Origin of the sequence: Segetibacter sp. (assembly GCF_025963695.1) — a bacterium.
Classification (GTDB): Bacteria; Bacteroidota; Bacteroidia; order Chitinophagales; family Chitinophagaceae; genus Segetibacter.
Window position 1 is genome coordinate 13,508 of the sequence record NZ_JAOQAH010000035.1, and the last position, 22,435, is coordinate 35,942.

Sequence of the window (22,435 nt, forward strand, 5' to 3'; positions counted from 1 at the left end):
ATTAATTAATTTTAATCAATCCGGAATGCATTCAAATACGGTTAACGTTAGTACCGGGCCCGTTCAAATTTCAAAACAAGTGCAACAAGCGTTTGCTGCTACTCCTATTTCTCATCGATCGATCGAATTTAAAAAGTTATATAATAACACAGCCCGCTTCCTTTGCGCACAGTTGAAGGTTCAAAAAACCTATTTTATTACAGGTAGTGGAACGGCCGCTAATGAGGCGATGATCTGGCAAATAAAACTGTCGGGAGGTAACGGTTTAATTCTTTCCAACGGTGAGTTTGGTCAAAGGTTAATTGAACAGGCAACGAGGGCATCATTAAAATTTATAGATCACAAGTTGTTGTGGGGTGCGGCGTTCGATTTGCAATTGATTGAAATTGAGATTAGGAAACATAATATCAATTGGGTGCTGTTTTGTCATTGTGAAACTTCTACCGGAGTTTTAAATGATTTTGATAGCATTTCACAAGTATGTGCCCGTAATAATTGCCTTTGTTTTGTTGATTGTATGAGCACTATCGGTACCTATCCTCTCGATCTGTCTGGCATTGCTATGGCTACTGCATCTTCGGGAAAGGGGCTTGCATCGATACCTGGTCTTGCAATTATTTTTTCAAACATAGAAACGATTTCCTCAAATCAAATTCCTGTTTACTTCGATCTTGGTATTTACGATAAAAAAGAAGGGATACCTTTTACACTATCGTCGAACCTACTGTATGCTCTACACATTTCTACACGTAAAAAGCTACAGAACAAGCAGTTGAGCTTGATTGATCAATATTCTGAAGACTGCTTTCAATTGTTGAATGAAAATAACCTCCTTCCATTTAATAAAGCAGGTTCAAAAGTTTTCACTGTTGCTCAACCAAATATGGCTATAACTAATTTTATTGCGGATTTAAGGAGGGAGAAGATTGTTGTCAGTTCTGAAAGCGCATACCTGAAAGAGCGAAACTGGTTTCAGATTGCTTTCTTTGGTTATTATGAAGATGTTGAACTGGATACAGTGTTGAACACATTACAAAGAACTATCTCAAAATTCAACTGAAACGTTAGAGGTGGGGTATAACCGTGTACCCACCCCGTACCACTATTTAATTGTAGCTACACTTGCTAATTTTTGTGCTTGTTGCCTTATAGGTTGGGGCAACACTTTTACAGCAGTAAACGGTGTTTGAATAATATTTCCATCCGGAAGCTCGGCAAGGTATCCTTTAGCATTAACAGCTAAAGGAAGCAGCTCTGTGTTTGCTTTAACCAAAACACCTTGCGCGGTTTTTTGAGCTTTCAGAAGCTTTAGAGAGCCGGATAAATTTTTAACCGCAACCGCCGGGGCGGTCTTTATAGTGCGATTAACAAATGGTAGTGGATTAACCGGTCCTTCAGAAGTATACACACCAAAATGAAGATGCGAAGGCGTATGTTTAGCATTACCTGTATTGCCCACCAATCCTACAACTTCTCCTTGTTTCACTGACTGTCCTTCCTGCACCAACTGCTTGTCAAGATGCGCATAATAAAGAAAAGTATTCCCGTCTTTTATTCTTAGCCATACAGTTTTACCACCAAGGCCTCCTTCTTTTACTCCCGTTACAACACCATCGGCACCTGCCACTGCAGGCGTAAGTTTCGGCGCAAAAATATCAATGCCTTCGTGTGACCTTTTGCCGGCATCGCGGTTATCCCCCCAATAGCTGCCTACGCTGGCCTTACTACCCAACACCGGGAAACCTAGCGAAGGACCAACTGAAATTGAGAGGCTATAGTCGCCACTGTTAAACAATTGAGGCTGCAACCGCAAAATGTAGGTACCTGTTTCGTTAACCTCGAAACTAAATTGATTGGCGCTTGTATCCGCTGAAAGCAAGCGGGTAGTTTTTTCGTCTTGTTTAAAAAGATCGGCAAAGATGACAAAACGGTTCATCGTTTTTTTTGCGAGATCAAAAGTTATGCGCTCGCCAAAATCCGCATTAAATTCCAGCGCTAAAGCGCCGGCTCTATCAGCATGAAAATAGCCGTTTTGACGATAGGGTAGTTGAATTGGTTGAGGGTCTTCCAAAGCTCTTTTAGATACCGCGAGCCATTGGCGTCCCTCGGGCGTCTCGTCCAGGTGTCTGTCTTCAAGTTTGTCCGCATATTTTTCATGCGGCGTCTTATTTGCGAAGATATTTTTAACTGATTTACACGAGCTGCCTAGCAGGGCCATCGCCATTAGGTAGGATAAAATTTTTTTCATACAATTTTACCCACTATAACAAAAGAGAAGCCGAAGAAAGTGAACAAAATATTAATGTATTTAATATTCTTCTTAAACTATTAAAGCACGAGATGCTAACGTAAAATAAGTAGTTCTTTAAATGACAGCTACTGTTATCTCATTGTCCTCCTAGGCTACAATAAGTTTTTCGTTTTCTCCCGCCATCAACAACAATTGATGCCTGAATAAAAGGCAGCAACTTTCAATTTCAAGCGTTTTGTTTTCTAGTATAGTTACATAAGGAGCATCACCATGAATGTGACAAGTAATGGTTTCAAGCTTTTCCTTTAATTTATCCGGCGACATGTTCAAAGTTTTCTTTTTAAACGAATTAGAGCGCAAATTATTTCTTGTTTTTGAATTTCAGTGAGTTATATTGAAATAGCCGCTTCTCCCAACTGTCTTGTCTGTAATGCTATAATAAAATCAGGTATTGTAATGCCTGAATAGGATGGGTTTTGTTGTCGTCAGTAAGTTAAAATGTAGCATTGTTGTGTCACACCCTTGTACCGTAAATCTTTGTTCATCAAACAACGCTTGCAATAGCTATACTGCAGATGCAGATTTGAAATCTGATTTTTACTAACCCCTACAAAAAGAGTACATAGTTTTTTCAAGACCAGCAGTAAACATAATGCGAAGGCCTTTTTCGCCGTTATACTAATATGAACATACGAATGCTAGTGCTCATTAGCCTTATTGCTATATCTGCTATCACAAAAGGTCAGAGACAACTGACGTCTGATGAATTATTTAAAGCTGCACGTATTGCTGCTTTTGAAGAAAAGGATGATAATAAAGCAAAGCAATTAGCAATGCTGGCCCTTACTCAATCCCCGAAATATTCAGAAATCGAGGTTTTTTTGGGAAGATTGTACAGTTGGAACAAACAATACGATACGGCATTATATCATTTTCAAAAGGTTTTAATCTATGCACCTGCAAACGAAGAGGCAAGCATAGCATACACAGACCTTGAATATTGGAACGACAATTACAATAAAGCCTTATCAGTTTGTAACAATGGTCTCGTTGCCAATCCTGCTTCCGCTGACTTATGGTTGCGTAAGGCAAAAATTTTAAGCGCACTCAAACAATACACAGCGGCTTCAGTAATTACAGACAAGCTATTAAAATTTAACAAACACAACACTGCAGCGTTAGCGTTGGCTTCCTCATTAAAAGATGTAGCAATAGCAAACAAAATAGGCGTGAGCTATGATTATACTTACTTTGACAAGCAGTTTAGCCAACCCTGGCACCTTGCTTCCATAGGATATAGCAGGTATACAAAAATGGGCACAGTATCAGCAAACGTAAATTATGCTCAACGTTTTGGCAACAGTGGATGGCAAGGTGAATTGGATGCTTATCCTCGCATCAGCAAGACCTTTTATGGTTATGTTAGCTTTGGTTACTCTCCGGGTAAGACAGTGTTTCCAAAGTATCGTGCAGGGTTTTCTTTGTACGCCAATTTACCGCGCAGCTATGAGGCAGAGGTGGGTATTCGTTATTTAAATTTCGGAACTTCCACTTACGTTTACACGGCATATATTGGCAAATATTACAGCAACTTTTTGTTTGGTGCCCGTACTTATGTTACTCCCGGTGCGGCTGGTGCTTCCCAATCGTACGGCCTTTTAACGAGGTATTATTTTAAAGGAGCAGACGATTACGTTGGTCTTGCTGTAGGGTCGGGCATCTCTCCTGACGATCGCACCACAAGTATTCAATACAACAATAAAAACCGGCTTACTTCCAGGCAAGCCTCTTTAGCTTTTAATCACAGTATTGCAAAAGTGAATATCATTTCTCTAAAGGCCGGTTGTATCAGCCAGCAATACAAAGCTGATGAAACGGGCACGCAGTTGAACATCTCTATTGGTTTGCAAAGAAGGTTTTAGCATGTGGGTACTTTTCCTGATTCGATAGGCGATCCTCCTATGTTGCACCCATTTGTGCTTTAAAAATGTTTACTCGTTGCATTCAATGCTATCCCGTTAAGCCTGCAGGGCTTTAATATGAATAGCGGCCGATGGAATCGGTGGAATATTAGGTAAGCACAGCGCGGTCCTGAAAAGGGTTGAATATTTTTTTCACGTAGTATTTCCGGTGTTTCCATACAACTACTTCACCGGCAAACGCTTTTTCACCCAATCATCTTCGTGCGCCCTTTGCAAAAATAATTTTTGCGGTAATGAGGGCGCCAACCGCTTAATATAATCAGGAAAAAAAATAAGAAATTGGTCAGTTAAAGGAAGCAATGTTAGAAATGGTTAATTTGAACAATTAGAATTTGGAAGGGTATAGCCAAGGTTTGAGAATACTTTTCAGGCTTACCAAAAACCCTTTACAATTGCTATTACTAAACGATCAACCGAAAAATGATAAACAAAAAACTTCCTCGGCGCAGCTTTATACGAACAACAACCGTGGCTGGAATTGGAGCGGCTCTTTTAGAAAGCTTTCCTAAAGTATATGGGATGACTACGTTTCAAAACGAAGCCAGGGTAGGAATTATTGGTTTGGATACATCTCATAGTGTTGCCTTTACCAAATCACTGAATGCACCCGGTAAGGCTGCAGAACTGCAAGGGTTTAAAGTAGTTGCTGCTTACCCAAAAGGAAGTAATGATATAGAGTCATCAGTTAAAAGAATACCGGGTTACATTGAAGAAGTGAAAAAGCTGGGGGTCGAAATCGTTGGTTCAGAAGAAGAGTTGCTTAAAAAAGTTGATTTTGTGTTATTAGAGACTAATGACGGACGACCTCATGCCGCGCAGGCTATGAAAGTTATAAAAGCAAAAAAGCCCTTTTTTATTGATAAGCCTGTTGCCGCATCTTTAACCGATGTTCTTTCAATCTACGCTGCTGCAAAACAAAACGCTGTACCTATATTTTCGTCTTCTTCTCTCCGGTATATGGAAACTGTACAGGACGCTATTAAGGGAAAGGCAGGCGCAGTTTTGGGCGCTGATACCTTCAGCCCCGCTACTTTAGAAAAAACTCATCCCGACTTGTTCTGGTATGGAATACATGGCGTTGAAATATTATTTTCAGTGATGGGGGCAGGTTGCAACGATGTAAGACGAGTGCATACAAACGATACAGACATTGTTATAGGAACATGGAAGGATGGCAGGGTCGGTACCTTTAGAGGAACAAGAACAGGTACGCATGATTACGGGGGAACTGCTTACGGAGCCAAAGGGAATATTACGTTAGGACCATTCAAAGGGTACGACCATTTATTGGTGCAAATTGTAGAATTCTTTAAAACCGGCAAGGCTCCCGTAGCGCCGCAAGAAACCTTAGAGATCTACGCCTTCATGGAAGCTGCTGACGAAAGCAAACGAAAAAACGGAGCTGTGGTAAGTTTAGAATCTGTTATTCAAAAAGCACAAAAGAAATAAAAAATCAGGGTGTAATTGCTTCAAATTGTAGGGTATAAAATTTTTATAAAATGAGTCACGCAGACGCTCAACAATTAATTTTGTAGGAAAAAAAACACATAACATGAGAATACCTACTTCAACGCGTTTACTTACAGCAGCCAGTCTTTTTGCTGCAAGTATGGTTTATGCTGGCCCCGGCAAGGATGACCCGAAAGTTAGAAAATACGTCGACAAGTCAAATATGGATTTGTCTGTAAAACCCGGCGATAATTTTTACATGTTCGTTAATGGCAACTGGCTTAAAAATAATCCGGTGCCTGCAAGTAAGACCCGTTGGGGAAGCTTTGATGTGCTACGCGAAGAAAGCTCACAACGGTTAAGAACGCTCTTAGAAGAATCTGCAAAAAATACCGGCAAAGACAGGAAAACGCAGATGATTGGTGATTTTTATGCAAGTGGCATGGATAGCGTGAGTATTGAAGCTGCAGGCATTATTGGTATTAAGGCAGACCTCGATCGTATTTCAGATATAAAAAACACGCAAGCTGCCCTTACTGAAGTAGCCGGTTTAAGAACCTTTGGTTACGGTAGTCCTATATTTCGTTTCGGTGTGCAGCAGGACAGAAAAAATGTGGATCAATACATCGCTCAAATAAACCAGGGCGGAACTACACTACCCGACCGTGATTACTACCTTAAAAACGATCCGCGTAGTATGCGCATTCGGGAAGCTTACAGAACTTACATTCAACGGTTGTTTTCGCTTGCGGGTGAAGAACCTGCAAAGGCCGATGCAAGTGCAGATGCGGTAATGCGTATAGAGACAGCCCTTGCAAAAGTGCAATACAGTCGTGTAGAACAACGGGATCCATATAAAACGTACAACAAGTTCTCCGTTAAAGACCTGAATGCTTTAACGCCTGACATGAACTGGAACAACTTGTTTGTTCAAATGAAGGTACAGGCTGGGGATAGTGTGCTGGTAGACAATCCTGCTTTTTTTAAAACAGCTGACTTGTTATTAGGTGTGCTTCCGCTGAATGACTGGAAAAGCTACCTGCGTTGGGCGGTGCTAAAAACCAGCGCTCCTTACTTATCCACTCCTTTTGTTGATGCTAATTTTAAATTTACACAGGTTCTTTCAGGGCAAAAAGAACAAACGCCCAGATGGCAACGTATTGCCAGCCTTGTTGATGCCTCGTTGGGAGAAATGCTGGGCCAGTTGTATGTTGAAAGGTATTTTAAACCCGAGGCTAAACAAAGAATGGTTGAGCTGGTAAATAATCTTCAGGCTAGTTTCGAGGATAGGATTAAGCGCCTTGACTGGATGAGCGAGGCAACAAAGAAAAGAGGTATTGAGAAATTACATGCCTTTACTAAGAAGATCGCTTATCCCGACAAATGGAAAGAATACCAGGGTTTGACGGTTGCCAGGAAAGATTTTATTGGCAACATTCGCAGGGCGGATATGTGGGAGTATAACGACATGGTTAATCGCATGGGTCAACCAGTTGATCGTTCGCGTTGGGGTATGACTCCACCTACAATAAACGCCTACTATAGCCCGGTAAATAACGAGATTGTATTTCCCGCAGCAATCCTGCAATCTCCTTTCTTCGACTTTGGTGCTGATGACGCCATTAACTATGGAGGCATTGGTGCTGTAATCGGCCACGAAATGACGCACGGGTTCGACGACCAGGGACGCCAGTATGCAGCCACAGGAAAACTGGAAGACTGGTGGACAAAAGAAGATGCAGATAAATTTAAAACCAAGGCAGACCAGGTAGTAAATCTTTATAACAGTTTCACCGTTTTAGATACCGTGCATTTAAATGGCAGATTGACGCTAGGTGAAAACCTTGCTGATCTTGGCGGTTTAAGCATGGCTTACGATGCTTTTACCAAAACCAAACAATTTAAAGAGAATCAGAAAATAGATGGATTTACCCCGGCACAACGCTTTTTCTTAAGTTGGGCCCAGGTGTGGCGCAGCAACACCGTTCCTGAAACACAGGCTCAGTTGGTGTTAACCGATCCACATTCACCAGGTATGTACCGTGCCAATGGTGCCGTTATGAATATTGATGCATGGTATACCGCCTTTAATGTTGAGCCCGGAGATAAAATGTTTATTGCAAAGGAAAAAAGAACACGTATCTGGTAATTAAAAAAAACTTCGATTAAATAAAAAGGTCCACATGGTGTGGATCTTTTTATTTATAGTTGGTCACTAGCATTCGTTTCTTATAGCATCATTGTTGTGTCACTCACTTGTACTGTTAATTGTAATTGCATCAAGATCATCAGCAGCCATCTTTTTTGAAAAGCTTGCAGAAAGTAGAAAATGCATTCAGTTTGTATTTGCTCCTCAAAAATATAAGCAGCTAAACAAAAATGGCTGATGAAAAACATCAGCCATTTTTACAATTTAAAATGGAAAGTTTATTTGGAAGAAGTTCCTTTTGATGGAGCTTCAACCTTATGCTTAACTTTTACTCCGTTATATTTTTTGTTCCTTTTTTTTCTAAAAGTGTTTGCGACTTTTTGAGTTGGAGTAGAAGTTTTTTTCACTTTAACTTTTTCCTCAGTTTGTGCCATCGAAGATGAAGGGGTAGTAACTGCTGCTCCAAAGGATAACAGCAATAGAAAAATGATTTTTTTCATAAATAAAATTTAAGACTAATAATAAATAATCATGCCAAAAGGTTAATAAGTGTTTAGCAGTTAAAGTGTTACATTTTTTCTTATAAGGCTGGTTACAGATGAAACAGTAAGCTTTGGATATAAAATAAAAGGGTATTTGCAATAGACCTTCAAGATAATTAGTACTTTACATTTATCAGCAAGTTGTTATATTACGAAAAGCAGGAGAGGGCAACTGCACCATTTTACCGGTTTTCTCGGTTTCAGTAAGGTGTTATACAAGTCCGGTCATCCTATTAGCTCACCACTCATACTTAATGCGCGTAAAAGGATGAAAAGGTTGCGATTTTGTATTAATTATGTAGGTTAATGCCTTGTTTTATCCCTAATACTTTGTAAAAATGGAAGCACTTCGACGCACTATCTTCTTTTGTTTATTATGCATAGGCAACATATTACTAGCACAGAGAGTGGATAGTGTACGATTTTTCGTTGATGAACCACCACTTAACGTTACCATTAGTACTGATATGGCCAAACTAATGAGTGAGAAAATGAAAGGCGAACTTTTAAAAGCCACCATCTCCACTAAACTCTACGACAGCTCGCTGGTAGAAGAGGAAATTCGTATAAGTGCAAGAGGTGCCTTTCGAAGAAAATATTGCTACATCCCCCCAATGTTGCTAAATTTTCAGAATACTACTTCCCCCAGGTTGCGTTCGCTTAAAGCTTTAAAAATGGTTTCTGGTTGTACGGTTAATAAGCAGGCCGAACAACTGTTACTGAAAGAATACCTCGTTTACAAAATACATAACCTCGTTGCTTCTAAAAGCTTTCTTACCCGGTTGGCAAAAGTAACATACCGCGATGGCAAAGGCAAAAAGAAGCCCTTTACTCAATATGCATTTTTTTTAGAGAACGTTGATGCAATGGCAAAAAGAAATCATTGTAAAGAGTGGAAGAATGGACCTGTTAATTACCATATGCTGGACCGGAAAGAAACAACGATGATGTTTGTCTTTCAGTACATGATCGGTAATACTGACTGGGGTTTGACAAACAACCACAACCTCAAAATCATGTATGGTAAAAAAGATACCAGCACAACGCCCTTTGCGGTTCCCTACGACTTTGATTATTGCGGATTGGTAAATGCAGAATATGCCGTTCCTAACGAAGAGTTGGGAATAACGACTGTAGTACAACGCTTGTATCGGGGCTTTCCCAGGTCGGCAGGTGAGTTGCAAACTGTCTTTGATGTTTTCAATACACAAAAGGAAAAAATCTACAATTTAATCTCTGATTTTGAGCTGCTCGACAAAAAGAACAAAAAAGAAATGATTGCCTTTCTTGACGATTTCTATAAAACAATTAACCAGAAGTGGGAGGTGCAGTCCATCTTCATTAAAAATGCACGGCACCAGTAGAAGGACTTCGAATGGAGCTGCTAAGATTTACATTTGTACAAGAGTGCGACGCAACCGAAGCTAAATGGAAAAGTGTAGCTGGTCCACAAAAAACGCCGCTACACTTTTTAAAACAATCAAGTTTGTAGAACAATATTTTCTAAATACTCAACTTATAGCTTCCCCTGTATTCTCTTTTTACAAATTGATTTGCTGGTTCAAAGTTGGTGATGCGCTGGTTTTCGCCATCCCATAGCAATTGTTTTCTACCGGGATATGAGATGTCGCCTTTTTCATTTTTTTCCTGGTAGTTGTAACTCTTTACGGCCAGGTTTCCCATTAGTACGGTCTCGGTTAGCGGTCCGCTCTTATCAAAAGATGAACTGGTATAGGCACCATAACCTTTTTTACAAGCATTTACCCATTGCGTTTGGTGCCCTTCAATACCATGTTCTACAAAAGGATATTTTGAAATGGGCAAAGTGGTTTCCTTCATTCTTTTGCTTGGAAGCAAAGTGGGATTTCTTCCAAATAAGCCTGCCATTAATTTGCCTTTGGTTCCTTCGAAAATGATTCCGCCATCCCATTCTCCCATTGGCTCATCAGGCAATAATTCATCTGGTCTTCTTGGTTTTATGCCGCCGTCGTACCATACCAATTCAACCGGTCCCATTGCTTTACGGGCAGGAAACTTGATGTACGTAACCGAAGAAGGCGGATAGCTGTCGGTATACACTTCCTCTTTAAAGAACCCACTAAATACCGAGCCGACGCTACACGAAACGGCTACGGGATAGCCGAGGTTTAGGGCGCGGTAGGGAACATCAATAAAATGACAACCCATGTCGCCTAGCGAGCCAGTGCCAAAGTCGGTCCAGCCGCGCCAGATAGCCGGTAAGTAAATAGGATGATAATTGCGGTAAGGGGCGGTGCCCAGCCATAGATCCCAGTCCACCTCTTTCGGAATATCGAATTTACCTGTAGGCGTAGGTATACCTTGCGGCCAGGTAGGGCGGTTGGTCCACACGTGTACGGTGTGTACATCGCCTAACAGCCCTTGCTGTATCCACGTTTCCACTTTACGGGTATCATCGCCACTGCTGCCCTGGTTACCCATTTGTGTAACCACTTTATATTTTGCGGCGGCCTTAGTTAAAATTCTTGCCTCATAAATGTCGTGCGTTAAAGGCTTTTCGCAATACACGTGTTTACCCAATTGCATAGCAGCCAGCGCAATAGGCGCATGCATATGATCGGGCGTAGTTATAATAACTGCATCAATATTTTTATGCTGCTTATCAAGAAGCGTCCTATAATCTTTATAGTAGGGGGCATCGGGCCATTTAGCCCTCGCCTTTACAGCCATTCGATCATCCACATCGCAAAGAGAGGCAATGTTTTCAGCACCATTGTTCCATGCGTACGGAAGGTTTACTTCTGCCTTGCCACCTGCGCCAATTCCGGCTATGTTTAGTTTATCACTCGGTGCTATAAAACCTCTTCCTAGTACATGCCGGGGAACAATGTAGAAGCCCGCTGCCGTAAGGGCACTATTTTTAATAAAGTTGCGACGGCTGCTGTTGTTATTCATTTGGAGCAAATGTTAGAGCGTGAATGACTGTTATAAATATAAGATTTTTCTTTTAAGCAATTTGAAGTGGTAAGCCGGGTTGTAATAGCAGGAGATTTTTTTATGAACCGTTCAGTAGTTCTTCAATGAGTCATTTGTTGCGTCGCACACTTGTACATTTTGTTTCAAATGCATCTTCTATAGAAAGCCATCATCTACGTCTTCTTTTAATTAACTTTTTTAAGGGGTGCTAAAAAAAGTAATATACTTTATCACGCCAATTTTTATAGCGGCGGCCGAGAACAATTTTAAGTTATGATATTATAAAAGCCAATGGGGCAGTTAAGAGTGGAGGCAAAGGAAGGTGAGGGAGCGGAGTTTATTATTCAATTGTAAAAATAGATGAGATGATAAATTCACAAGCATGGAGGAGAATTGCGAGTGGAAACAAAGAAGGAGTGCAACAGCCCAAAAAAAGCTTTAAAGTAAAACCACCGAAGAGACTTAAAAACAAATACTAGTAATTAACAAACGCAGACGGAAATTTTTTTACTCAATAATCTCTTTTAGCATATTGGTATTTAATCAAGCTACATAGTTTGGATGGCGCGAGTTCTTCCAGTAATCAATAATTTGTTTCAGTTGTTGCTGAATGCCATCGTATGTATTTTCTTTTACAAAAAAACCCTGTACGCTTAGCTGAAATGCTTCGTACACAGCTTTAGCATCGGCACTGGTAGAAAGAAAAATAAAAGGTATTGACTTGTCTTTTAAATAAGGATTTTGCTGAATTTCTGATTTCAATTGCAAACCATTCATAATTGGCAGGTTTACATCAGAGAGTATAAGAAAAGGTTGTTCGTTAGTGGCCAATAAATAATCAAGTGCTTTTTGTCCATTGTCGAATATTTCAACATGATTTTTTACTTCAAGCATGTGCAATGCATCTGTAATAAATTCCTGGTCATCAACATCATCTTCAATTAGTAAGATTGGCCCGCTTTTCAAAGTAGTACTTAGTTAATTATTAATGGTAAAAATATAGTGAACGTCTAACAAAGAAAAATTAATAAGGTTCGCCTCCTTTCCACTTTAAATCTTCTATTTGCATTAAGATAAAAGACAGCAAAAGATCAGTACCCGCTAATTCAGTTTCATCTCGTATAACAATGGCCATTTTTTGCCGGTTACATAGAGCGAATTTTTTGCACTATCGAAAGCGATCCCATTTAAAACGTTACCGTCATCTTTATTTACCTGCTTACCAAATTTTTCAAGCAATCCAGACAAATCCATTCTTCCGGTAATATGGCCGGTAGCAGGATCTATTTTTACGATGTAGTCTGTGAGGTAAATATTTGAAAAAACGGCTCCTTTAATATATTCCAACTCATTCAGGTTGCCTACCGGGCCATTGTTGTCGGTGACACCGACAATCCTAAGCAATTTAAAAGTCTCGGGGTCAACAAAATAAAGGTTGCTGTCGCCGGTACTAATAATTAATTCTTTCCCATTATGGGTAATGCCCCATCCTTCATGATCCCAACTAAATTCTCTTATCTTTTTGAATGTTTTTGAATCGTACACATACACCAGATTACTTTGCCAGGTAAGTTCATAAATTTTATCGTTTAGTATGGTGATGCCTTCCCCGAAAACAGAGGGGTCGATTGAAACAGATTGTTGTGGTTTACCGTTTTTTAGATCCACTTTCATTATACGGCTCTGGCCTTCAAGGCCCGTGCTTTCATATAAAGCATTGTTTTGCCATATTAAACCCTGGGTATAGGATGAAGTATCGTGTGGGTAGGTGGCAATTATATTATAACTAATATTGGCAGGTGCTGCTATTGTACTGGCAGTAGTGATTGCGCCGGTACTATCGTCGTTTGCTGCGTTGTTCTTGCACGCTAAAAACAATAATGTAATGAACGTGAATGTTACAAGTTTATACATATGGTGAAGTGTTGTAGCAAAAATATGCAAGATGAATAATCACCACAGTTAAAATTAGTTGTAATGCTTCCTACTATTAGCAGCAGCTATTCTCAATTTAAAGTTTATAACTATTTATAAATAATGAAACTGCAGTTGCCGCAAATACAAAAGCACACGGGTGTGACACAACATAAGATGACCAGAAAATAAATGTTGGTCGCAGAAAAGAAATACATGAACGCAAACGTTAGTACACTATTCTTTAACACTGAGGATTGATGTATTTACCGATCTTTCTGTCTAATGGTATCATTTTTGACTTTCCAGCACAAAAAACACAGCATGAAAAAATTCTTTATCCTTTTTTCTTTTTCTTTCATATCCATTCTACATACAGATGCTCAACGCCTCAGAGGTTTAATTAATAAGATATCAAAAGATACGTCTGGCTCAACTGTAAGCAGAGTACTTAATTCTGTTTCGGGCTACAATAAAGACTCTTTGTCAACCAACACCATTGCAAGTGGACTAAAAGAGGCATTGCAGGTAGGTACTGAAAGAGGTACGTCGAAGCTATCGGCGGCAGATGGTTTTTTTAAAAATGCAGCATTAAAAATTTTAATGCCTGCGGAAGCGGTTAAAGTTGAAACGAAATTAAGAGCGTTGGGTTTGGGAAGACAAGTAGACAACGCTATATTAAGTATGAACCGTGCCGCAGAAGATGCAAGTAAAAGCGCTGCGCCAATTTTTATAAATGCAATTAAACAAATAACCATACAGGATGCAGTGGGCATTTTAAGAGGCGGCGATTTTGCTGCTACTGAGTACCTGAAGAGCAAAACAACAGCAAACCTTGCCGAAGCTTTTCGACCAGTAATAGAGCGATCGCTTGCAAAAGTAAATGCTACTAAATACTGGAATACACTATTTACTACCTACAATACTTTTAGTACCCAAAAAGTAAATACTGATCTTTCAGCTTACGTTACTGAACGGGCATTGTCGGGCATATTTCACGAAGTTTCTTTAGAAGAGCAAAAAATAAGGAAAGATCCGGCCGCACAAACAACAGCACTGCTAAAAAAGGTTTTTGGAAAGTAACCCGATAAACGGTACAAGTAAGATTGATGAAATGGAAGTGGTCCTAGAAATATAAAAAGGATGTGCATTAGCCGCAACATCCTTTTTATATAACAGTTTTTTTAGCCAGCTTAAATATCGCTATGTATCTTTTGTTGCGTCGCACTCTTGTACTATTATAAAAAATGCAACAGGTGCTCTTGCAATCAACAACACATTTAGTTTTGGCTTTCCTCCAATACCCTTTGCGGTAAGGTTATAATAAAAGTAGACCCCTCATTTATTTTGCTTTGTGCAGTTATAAAGCCTTTGTGTTTCTCAACTATTTTTTTGCAAATTGATAGACCAATGCCCGTTCCTTCGAAGTCGTTATAGGTATGTAGTCGTTTAAATACTATAAATATTTCTTCTGCAAATTTTGATTCAAAGCCAATACCATTATCCCTGATATAGATATTGTAAAAAGTATTTTTAAAAAATTTTCGATCTATATTAGGAATGCACTCGCCCTTAACTACTTCAGTCTGTATATGTATTTCGGGCTTACAGCCCGCTCTGCAAAACTTTATCGAGTTACTAATAATATTTTGAAAGAGTTGCCTTATCTGGCTAGGAATGGCATAAATGGTTGGAAGTTCATCTGCACTTATTGTTGCATCCCTCTTTTGAATATCTGTATCCAGATCTGAAAGTACATCATTCAACACGTCGTTTAAATTTGTCTCCTCAAAATCAAAATTGTCGTGAGAATGTCGTGAGAATTTTAAGATGTCGTTCACAAGCTGCTGCATCCTTTTCGATGCTTTTCCTATTTTCTGAAGATATACCTGCACATCTTCGGGTAAACCAACATTCATTTTCAATGTTAGCTTGTCTGTAAACAATTGAATTTTACGTAAAGGCTCCTGCAGATCATGAGACGCGACGTAGGCAAACCGGTCCAACTCCTGGTTTGTGGTCTTCAGGTGCGTATTGTTTTCAATTAACTGTAAGTTGAGAAGCCTGATTTTTTCTTCAGTTATTTTCCTCTCGTCAATTTCTCTTTCAAGTTTTTTGTTGGCCTGTAAAAGTTTTTGTTCCTGCATTACCAGTTCGTGGTTTCGGCGGTACAGCTCTACAAAAACCCCAACCTTTACTCTTAGTAATTCAGGATTTATTGGTTTGTAAATGTAGTCGACCCCACCCATTTGGTAGCCTTTGAAAATATACTCTTCTTCGTAGTTAAACGCTGTAATAAATATGAGGGGTATATGTTTAAGTTTATCTCTTTGAGAAATAAGTGTTGCGGTTTCAAGGCCATTCATTCCGGGCATTTGCACATCCATTAGAATAAGCGTAAAATCGTGCTCTTTCAATAGAATCTTTAATGCTGCCCTTCCTGAGTTGGCTTTTACCAGCGTATAACCATCTCTTTCCAATATGGTTTCAATCGAAAAAAGGTTGTCCTCCCGGTCATCTACCACCAGTATCTTTATATCAGATTGTTGGAAAGCCTTTTCTTTATTTATTGATTCCATTCCCATATTTATTTATATAGCCATACACGCATCAATGATAGTAGCTGGTCTATTTTAACGGGTTTGGTTATATAATCAGAAGCTCCCGCCTCTATGCACTTCTCCCTGTCACCTTTCATTGCTTTAGCAGTAACTGCAATAATAGGCAAGTTATTGTTCTTATGCTCGCGCCTGATTTTTTGAGTGGTTTCATAACCATCCATCTCAGGCATCATAATATCCATCAGAACAATATCAATCTTATTATTTTCAGCAAGTATGTTAATAGCTTCCTGCCCGCTTTCGGCGGTTATTGTATTCAGTCCATATTTTTCAAAAGCTGTAGTAAGCGCAAATAAATTTCTTACGTCATCATCCACAACCAGCACATTTTTATTGATTACAACGTCTTCCCTCGACTTCAGGTTATCAATTATCCTTCTCTTTTCAGGTAACAGTTTTTTATGATCGATATGCAAATGCATCACGGTTTCTTCCAACAGCAGGTCGAGTGAGTTGACGTCTTTTAAAAGAATTCGGTTTGCATATTGCTTCAATTGTGTTTTCTCCCTGCCGTTGAAATCTTTAGCAGAATAAATGATGATTGGTGTTAACTGAAGCTTGCTAATATGATTAATCTCGGCTACAAATTCCATCCCACCGATATCAGGAAGCATAAAGTCTACAATAATGCAGTCAAAAGGCTTTTGCTGAATCAGTTCTAGTCCATCTTTTCCGGTACTTGCTATTTCAATACTAATCAACTCGCCGTTAGTTAACATTTTTGCTATTTGTGAAGACTCTAATTCATTGTCTTCAACAATGAGCACATTCTTGACTTTTCTTTCATTGAAAGTTGCAATCTCGTCGAACAGAACGTTAAGCGCTTCATTTTTAAGGGGCTTCAGGTTAAAACTTCTCGCTCCTCTTTGCATTGCCAGTAACCTGTTTTCTTCGCCGGAAATTAAATGAACAGGAATGTGTTTAAAGTTAAAGTCGTTTTTGAAGAGATCAAGGATCTTCCAACCGCTTGCGTCGGGCAGTTTTACATCTAAGGTTACAGCAACAGGCTTGAATTTATTGGTGAGATCAAACACATCGCCAAACGCCTTAGCTACAACAACTTTAATCTCTTTTTCATGGGCCTTCTCAATCATGATTTTTGCGAACCGCATATCATCTTCCACCACTAAAAGTACCTTATCGTGCGATAATATATTGTTTCTGTCATCCCCTGTTTCATTGATTACTTCACTTAAAAGTTTCAGATCTTTTGTTTCTGAAACCTTAATTGTAGGAACAGATTGAATGGCAAGGTTTTCATCATTTTCACCTAAAGTATATTGGCTAACAGTCAAACTGCTGTGCTTTTCTTTTTTTAGGTGTGCAGGGTTATAATCAATTGGAAGGTATAAAGTAAACCTGCTTCCTTTACCCGGCTCACTCTCAAGCTCTATCGTTCCACCTAATAAGTCCGCCAGTCCACGGCTGATAGAAAGTCCCAGACCGGTTCCGCCATATTTCCGACTGGTTGAACCTTCCGCCTGCTGGAACGCTTCGAAGATAATATTTTGCTTGTCTTTCGAAATACCAATACCTGTATCGTTAATTTCAAACGCTACCACTTTTTCTGCGTTGTCTAAACTTGTTGCGTGCGACTTCCAGTTACGTTTAGCTTCGTAAATCTTAAATTTCACTTCACCTTTTTCTGTAAACTTGAACGCATTTGACAACAGGTTTTTCAGGATTTGGTTTAAACGCTGAATATCCGTTTCAAGTGTATTTGGTAATTTTTCATCCATCTCAATGTTAAATCGAAGACTCTTACTTTCTGAGATGTGTTTGAATGTTGTTTCAACAAATGCAGTAATCTCGTGGAACCTTACGTTAATAAAGTCTGTGGAGATATAACCGGATTCGATTTTTGAAAGGTCGAGAATGTCGTTAATTAATTGAATAAGGTCATCACCACAACTGTGAATGGTTTTGGCATAACGCACTTGCTTTTCTGTAAGGTTTCCTTCCTGGTTTTCGAACAGCTGCTGTGCGAGAATTAAGAGGGAGTTCAGTGGGGTTCTTAATTCATGCGACATGTTAGCCAAGAACTCTGATTTATACTTAGAGGTAAGTTGTAACTGTTCCGCTTTTTCCTCCAATGATTTCCTTGCATCCTCTACCTCTTTATTTTTATCTTCTACCTCATCTTTTTGTTTTGCCAGCAGATGTGCTTTGTCCTGCAGTTCTTCGTTGGTTCTTCTCAACTCATCCGCCAAAGAAGTTGACTGGGCAAGCAGATCTTCTGTTCTTGAATTGGCCTCGATTGTATTTAATACAATACCGATACTTTCTGTTAACTGACTCAAGAAGTCAAGGTGGGTTTCATTAAATGCATCGAAAGATGCCAGTTCTATGACCGCTTTAATTTGTGTTTCAAACAACACCGGAAGCACGATCAAATTCAAAGGGGTTGCCTCTCCTAAGCCCGATTCTATTTTAATATAGTTTCTTGGAACAGATGTTAATAGAATTCTTTCTTTCTGTACGGCGCACTGTCCAACCAAACCTTCACCAAGTCTAAATTCTCTCGATGTTTCTATTTCGTTACCAAAAGCATATGCGGCAAATAGCTTTAATTTTTGATTTTGAAGGTTTTCATCCTGCTCTAATATATAGAACATACCTTTTTGTGCATTTACTACCTGTGCTAGTTCAGATAGAATACGACGGGTTACCGTATTCAAATCTTTTTGTCCTTGCAGCATCTGGGTGAACTTCGCAAGGTTCGACTTTAACCAGTCTTGTTCCTGGTTGAGTAGGGTAGTACTCTTCAGGTTAGCGATCATCTGGTTAATGGTATCTTTCAATTCCTCCACCTCACCTTTGGCTTCCACGCGAATCATTTGCGTAAGATCTCCTTTGGTTACCGCAGAGGCAACTTCGGAAATAGCACGTACCTGGGTGGTTAGGTTTTCAGCTAACTGATTTACATTTTCCGTCAAATCCTTCCACGTACCGGATGCAGCAGGTACACTTGCCTGTCCACCTAGTCTTCCGTCCACACCTACCTCACGTGCTACCGTCGTTACCTGATCAGCAAACACTGCCAGCGTATCAATTAATTCATTAATCGTATCCGTTAACTGAGCCACCTCACCACGGGATACGATAGATAGTTTTTGTTTTAAGTTTCCACTGGCAACCGCCGTTACCACTTTGGCGATGTTGCGCACCTGGTTAGTTAGGTTAGACGCCATCATGTTTACCGAATCGGTCAAATCCTTCCACGTACCGGCCACGCCCTGTACCTCCGCCTGACCGCCCAGTTTACCTTCCGTACCTACCTCACGTGCAACCCTTGTTACCTCGTAAGCAAACGAGTTCAACTGGTCCACCATTGTGTTGATGGTATTTTTCAGGTCAAAGATCTCACCCTTAACGTCAATCGTTACTTTTTTAGAAAGGTCACCCGAAGCCACCGCTTTGGTTACCTCCGCAATGTTACGTACCTGGCTGGTAAGGTTACCAGTCATTTGGTTTACCGAGTCGGTCAAATCTTTCCATGTACCGGCAACACCTGGTACAAATGCCTGGCCACCCAGCTTACCTTCAGAACCTACCTCACGGGCCACCCTCGTTACCTCTGATGCAAACGCGCGAAGCTGATCCACCATTGTGTTCAGCGTTTCTTTCAACTGCAGGATCTCTCCACGTACGTCCACCGTAATTTTCCTCGACATGTCGCCATTTGCAACGGCGATAGCCACATCGGCAATGTTTCGTACCTGTGCTGTAAGGTTACCTGCCATTTGGTTTACCGAGTCTGTCAAATCCTTCCACGTTCCACCTACACCCGGTACGTTTGCCTGTCCACCCAGTTTGCCTTCTGTTCCTACCTCACGCGCCACCCTCGTTACTTCTGATGCGAAGGAGCGAAGCTGTTCCACCATTGTATTGATGGTGTTTTTCAATTCGAGAATTTCACCTTTTACATCCACTTCAATTTTACGGCTCAGGTCACCATTTGCCACCGCCGTTGTTACCTCGGCGATGTTGCGAACCTGTGCTGTCAGGTTAGAAGCCATTTTATTTACCGAGTCTGTCAAGTCTTTCCAAAGTCCTTCCACACCTGGTACATCTGCCTGGCCTCCCAATCTACCCTCAGAACCTACCTCACGCGCCACACGAAACACCTCTGAACCAAAAGAGTTCAACTGATCCACCATTGTGTTGATCGTATTCTTCAGCTCGAGGATCTCACCTTTTACGTCCACCGTAATCTTACGGCTTAAGTCTCCTTTCGCTACTGCAGTGGTTACCTCCGCAATATTTCGTACCTGGGCAGTTAGGTTACTTCCCATCTGATTTACTGACTCAGTCAGATCTTTCCATGTACCACCCACACCCTGCACTTTTGCCTGTCCGCCCAATTTTCCTTCGGTACCTACTTCAAGCGCCACACGGGTTACCTCCGAGGCAAAAGAGTTCAACTGATCCACCATCGTATTAATGGTTCGTTTCAGTTCGAGAATTTCTCCAGCCACGTCCACCGTAATTTTCTTTGACAAGTCGCCATTTGCTACTGCGGTGGTTACCTCTGCGATATTTCTTACCTGGGCGGTAAGATTACCCGCCATGTTATTTACTGAATCGGTCAAGTCTTTCCATGTACCCCCTACTCCCTGTACCTTGGCCTGTCCGCCAAGTTTACCTTCTGTACCTACCTCAAGTGCCACACGTGTTACCTCAGATGCAAATGAGTTCAATTGATCCACCATTAGGTTGATTACATCCTTGATCTGCAGAATTTCGCCTTTTACATCCACCGTAATTTTTTGGGTAAGGTCACCGTTCGCAATCGCCGTAGCCACTTTTGATACGTCGCGAAGCTGTACGGTTAGGTTACCTGCCAGCTGATTTACGTTATCGGTAAGGTCTTTCCAAACCCCACCGACACCTTTTACTGTTGCCTGTCCACCGAGTTTGCCTTCCGAACCCACCTCGCGGGCAACCCTGGTTACCTCTGCCGAAAAGGAGTTCAGCTGGTCCACCATGGTATTAATCGTGTTCTTTAACTCAAGGATCTCACCTTTTACGTCCACCGTAATCTTTCTACTCAAATCACCTCTTGCCACCGCGGTTGTTACCTCCGCAATGTTGCGCACCTGGCCGGTAAGGTTACTTGCCATCTGGTTTACCGAGTCTGTCAAATCCTTCCATGTACCGGCCACACCTTTTACTGTTGCCTGTCCACCCAGTTTACCCTCGGTGCCTACCTCCCTGGCTACACGCGTAACTTCAGAAGAGAAGGAGTTCAACTGGTCAACCATGGTGTTGATCGTATTTTTTAATTCAAGGATTTCTCCCTGAACGTCTACTGTAATTTTTTTGGACAAGTCACCTTTTGCCACCGCTGTCGTTACCTCGGCGATGCCTCTTACCTGTGCCGTAAGGTTACCTGCCATCTGGTTTACGGAGTCCGTCAAATCTTTCCACACACCAGCTACACCTTTTACTTTCGCCTGTCCACCCAATTTACCCTCAGAGCCTACCTCACGCGCCACACGTGTAACCTCCATGGAAAACAGGTTCAACTGCTTTACCATGTCATTTACCTCTTTTGCGATCCGGGAAAATTCTCCTTGCAATACGTGATCGCCGATTTGTAAAGGCATTTCCTGCGAAAGGTTTCCTTTTGCCACCGATCCGATAACGTGCGCGATTTCAACTGTAGGATGTACAAGGTCCGAAATAAGGTTGTTGATAGAGTCAACACCAGTATTCCAGGAACCTTTTGCGAACGGCAGTTCTACCCTATGATTTAGTTTACCCTGTTTACCGATTGTTTTTCCAGCTACGGTAAGTTCTCCCATGAGTTTCTCATTCAGGTAGATAATGTCGTTCAACGTATCGCAGATTTTTCCGTCGATGCCTATTAAATCTATCGGCATCCGCACGTTGAAATTTCCGTTTTTTACTTCAGATAAAACTCTTAGTAGTTCGCGCCTATCTAATTCCGGCTCGTCGCCCCCAATTACAGGTGCTATTTTTTGTTTCACCTTTCCATTTCCACTGCTTTTCTTTTTCGAGGTTTCGGCGATTACTAATTCCGAGTCATCAACGTTGATAGAAGCTAAGGTTTCAAGATTATGAGGCGACATTGTCTTTTTCGAACTCATTGGTATAAGGGATTAGATTTCAAACGTAAATAAAAAAGTTGCAGAAGTTGAAAAAAAGGAAATGAGCCAAAAGTAAATAATTTCCGAATTTACTTTTTAAACTATTTTTAAAAAATTCGTTGATCTGAAATTCCTCCCTTTAGAAATGTAATAATTGATGTTGAACACTCTCAAGGTTTTTTTGAGCTACCTAATTTTTCAATGCTTCATGTTAATTTTACAGTGTTACTATTCTTCTTATGACTATCAGTCAGTTAGCTATTTATTTTTGGTGTCATTTTTTCTCTTATTTCTTTCTGGATTACAATTTGGACATCAGTAATGGCTTTTTGAGTAGTTGTGTTGAAACAGGTAGTTTGAACGATAAAATTATTAGATTACTCGTTCAGTTCAGGACAAATACTCATCAATGTTGAACGAAGAACAAATAGTATCAGTAAGTGACACAACAATGTGTAA

Annotated in this window: 14 protein-coding genes; 6 read left to right on the top strand and 8 right to left on the bottom strand. The window is 40.5% G+C overall.

The features are described from left to right. The first annotated feature begins 25 nt into the window (after positions 1–25). Positions 26–1,060, top strand: coding sequence for an aminotransferase class V-fold PLP-dependent enzyme (locus JWR87_RS06015; RefSeq protein ID WP_297816882.1), 1,035 nt, complete (start codon positions 26–28; stop codon positions 1,058–1,060). Between the two features lie 42 nt (positions 1,061–1,102). Here JWR87_RS06015 and JWR87_RS06020 read toward each other — a convergent pair whose 3' ends face one another. Continuing rightward, positions 1,103–2,248, bottom strand: coding sequence for a M23 family metallopeptidase (locus JWR87_RS06020; RefSeq protein ID WP_297816883.1), 1,146 nt, complete (start codon positions 2,246–2,248; stop codon positions 1,103–1,105). Positions 2,249–2,398: 150 nt separating this feature from the next. Beyond that, entirely contained in the window at positions 2,399–2,575 is a 177-nt protein-coding gene (locus tag JWR87_RS06025; RefSeq protein ID WP_297816885.1) for a hypothetical protein, read from the bottom strand. Between the two features lie 371 nt (positions 2,576–2,946). On the opposite strand from JWR87_RS06025, the gene JWR87_RS06030 reads away from it, so the two are divergent. The 3 genes from JWR87_RS06030 to JWR87_RS06040 all read left to right on the top strand — a co-directional run bounded on the left by JWR87_RS06030 (position 2,947) and on the right by JWR87_RS06040 (position 7,831). Next, positions 2,947–4,173 carry a YaiO family outer membrane beta-barrel protein gene (locus JWR87_RS06030; protein ID WP_297816887.1) on the top strand — a complete coding sequence of 409 codons (1,227 nt, stop codon included), beginning with the start codon at positions 2,947–2,949 and terminating at the stop codon, positions 4,171–4,173. Between the two features lie 480 nt (positions 4,174–4,653). Continuing rightward, the gene (locus tag JWR87_RS06035; protein WP_297816888.1) at positions 4,654–5,682 is read left to right on the top strand and encodes a Gfo/Idh/MocA family oxidoreductase; all 1,029 of its coding nucleotides are present in this window, start codon (positions 4,654–4,656) and stop codon (positions 5,680–5,682) included. Between the two features lie 103 nt (positions 5,683–5,785). Beyond that, a complete protein-coding gene (locus tag JWR87_RS06040) occupies positions 5,786–7,831 on the top strand; it encodes a M13 family metallopeptidase (protein WP_297816890.1) in 2,046 nt (681 codons plus the stop codon). A gap of 278 nt (positions 7,832–8,109) precedes the next feature. Here the strand turns inward: JWR87_RS06040 and JWR87_RS06045 are convergent, their stop codons facing one another. Further along, positions 8,110–8,331 carry a hypothetical protein gene (locus JWR87_RS06045; RefSeq protein ID WP_297816893.1) on the bottom strand — a complete coding sequence of 74 codons (222 nt, stop codon included), beginning with the start codon at positions 8,329–8,331 and terminating at the stop codon, positions 8,110–8,112. Between the two features lie 449 nt (positions 8,332–8,780). Here JWR87_RS06045 and JWR87_RS06050 point away from each other — a divergent pair, with 449 nt between their 5' ends. Beyond that, positions 8,781–9,737, top strand: a complete 957-nt coding sequence (locus tag JWR87_RS06050; RefSeq protein ID WP_297816896.1) for a hypothetical protein — start codon at positions 8,781–8,783, stop codon at positions 9,735–9,737. 139 nt (positions 9,738–9,876) lie between these two features. Here JWR87_RS06050 and JWR87_RS06055 read toward each other — a convergent pair whose 3' ends face one another. From JWR87_RS06055 to JWR87_RS06065, 3 genes are all read right to left on the bottom strand, one after another. Then, entirely contained in the window at positions 9,877–11,307 is a 1,431-nt protein-coding gene (locus JWR87_RS06055) for a Gfo/Idh/MocA family oxidoreductase (RefSeq protein WP_297816899.1), read from the bottom strand. A 564-nt stretch (positions 11,308–11,871) separates the two neighbouring features. Further along, positions 11,872–12,294, bottom strand: coding sequence for a response regulator (locus JWR87_RS06060; protein WP_297816902.1), 423 nt, complete (start codon positions 12,292–12,294; stop codon positions 11,872–11,874). A 135-nt stretch (positions 12,295–12,429) separates the two neighbouring features. Then, complete coding sequence (locus JWR87_RS06065) at positions 12,430–13,242, bottom strand: glutaminyl-peptide cyclotransferase (protein ID WP_297816904.1); 813 nt, start codon at positions 13,240–13,242, stop codon at positions 12,430–12,432. A 324-nt stretch (positions 13,243–13,566) separates the two neighbouring features. Here JWR87_RS06065 and JWR87_RS06070 point away from each other — a divergent pair, with 324 nt between their 5' ends. After that, positions 13,567–14,325: a DUF4197 domain-containing protein gene (locus JWR87_RS06070; RefSeq protein WP_297816907.1), complete on the top strand. Its 759-nt coding sequence runs from the start codon at positions 13,567–13,569 to the stop codon at positions 14,323–14,325. Between the two features lie 197 nt (positions 14,326–14,522). Here the strand turns inward: JWR87_RS06070 and JWR87_RS06075 are convergent, their stop codons facing one another. Both JWR87_RS06075 and JWR87_RS06080 read right to left on the bottom strand, forming a co-directional pair. Continuing rightward, positions 14,523–15,821 (bottom strand): response regulator, encoded by a 1,299-nt coding sequence (locus JWR87_RS06075; protein WP_297816909.1) that lies wholly within the window; start codon positions 15,819–15,821, stop codon positions 14,523–14,525. 8 nt (positions 15,822–15,829) lie between these two features. Beyond that, complete coding sequence (locus tag JWR87_RS06080) at positions 15,830–21,976, bottom strand: HAMP domain-containing protein (RefSeq protein ID WP_297816912.1); 6,147 nt, start codon at positions 21,974–21,976, stop codon at positions 15,830–15,832. Positions 21,977–22,435: the final 459 nt, after the last annotated feature.

What these genes read in the sequence shown, in the direction of transcription:
- JWR87_RS06015 (WP_297816882.1), top strand. Translation starts at nt 26, where the DNA reads ATGCATTCAAATACGGTTAACGTTAGTACCGGGCCCGTTCAAATTTCA.
- JWR87_RS06020 (WP_297816883.1), bottom strand. Translation starts at nt 2,248, where the DNA reads ATGAAAAAAATTTTATCCTACCTAATGGCGATGGCCCTGCTAGGCAGC.
- JWR87_RS06025 (WP_297816885.1), bottom strand. Translation starts at nt 2,575, where the DNA reads ATGTCGCCGGATAAATTAAAGGAAAAGCTTGAAACCATTACTTGTCAC.
- JWR87_RS06030 (WP_297816887.1), top strand. Translation starts at nt 2,947, where the DNA reads ATGCTAGTGCTCATTAGCCTTATTGCTATATCTGCTATCACAAAAGGT.
- JWR87_RS06035 (WP_297816888.1), top strand. Translation starts at nt 4,654, where the DNA reads ATGATAAACAAAAAACTTCCTCGGCGCAGCTTTATACGAACAACAACC.
- JWR87_RS06040 (WP_297816890.1), top strand. Translation starts at nt 5,786, where the DNA reads ATGAGAATACCTACTTCAACGCGTTTACTTACAGCAGCCAGTCTTTTT.
- JWR87_RS06045 (WP_297816893.1), bottom strand. Translation starts at nt 8,331, where the DNA reads ATGAAAAAAATCATTTTTCTATTGCTGTTATCCTTTGGAGCAGCAGTT.
- JWR87_RS06055 (WP_297816899.1), bottom strand. Translation starts at nt 11,307, where the DNA reads ATGAATAACAACAGCAGCCGTCGCAACTTTATTAAAAATAGTGCCCTT.
- JWR87_RS06065 (WP_297816904.1), bottom strand. Translation starts at nt 13,242, where the DNA reads ATGTATAAACTTGTAACATTCACGTTCATTACATTATTGTTTTTAGCG.
- JWR87_RS06070 (WP_297816907.1), top strand. Translation starts at nt 13,567, where the DNA reads ATGAAAAAATTCTTTATCCTTTTTTCTTTTTCTTTCATATCCATTCTA.
- JWR87_RS06075 (WP_297816909.1), bottom strand. Translation starts at nt 15,821, where the DNA reads ATGGAATCAATAAATAAAGAAAAGGCTTTCCAACAATCTGATATAAAG.
- JWR87_RS06080 (WP_297816912.1), bottom strand. Translation starts at nt 21,976, where the DNA reads ATGAGTTCGAAAAAGACAATGTCGCCTCATAATCTTGAAACCTTAGCT.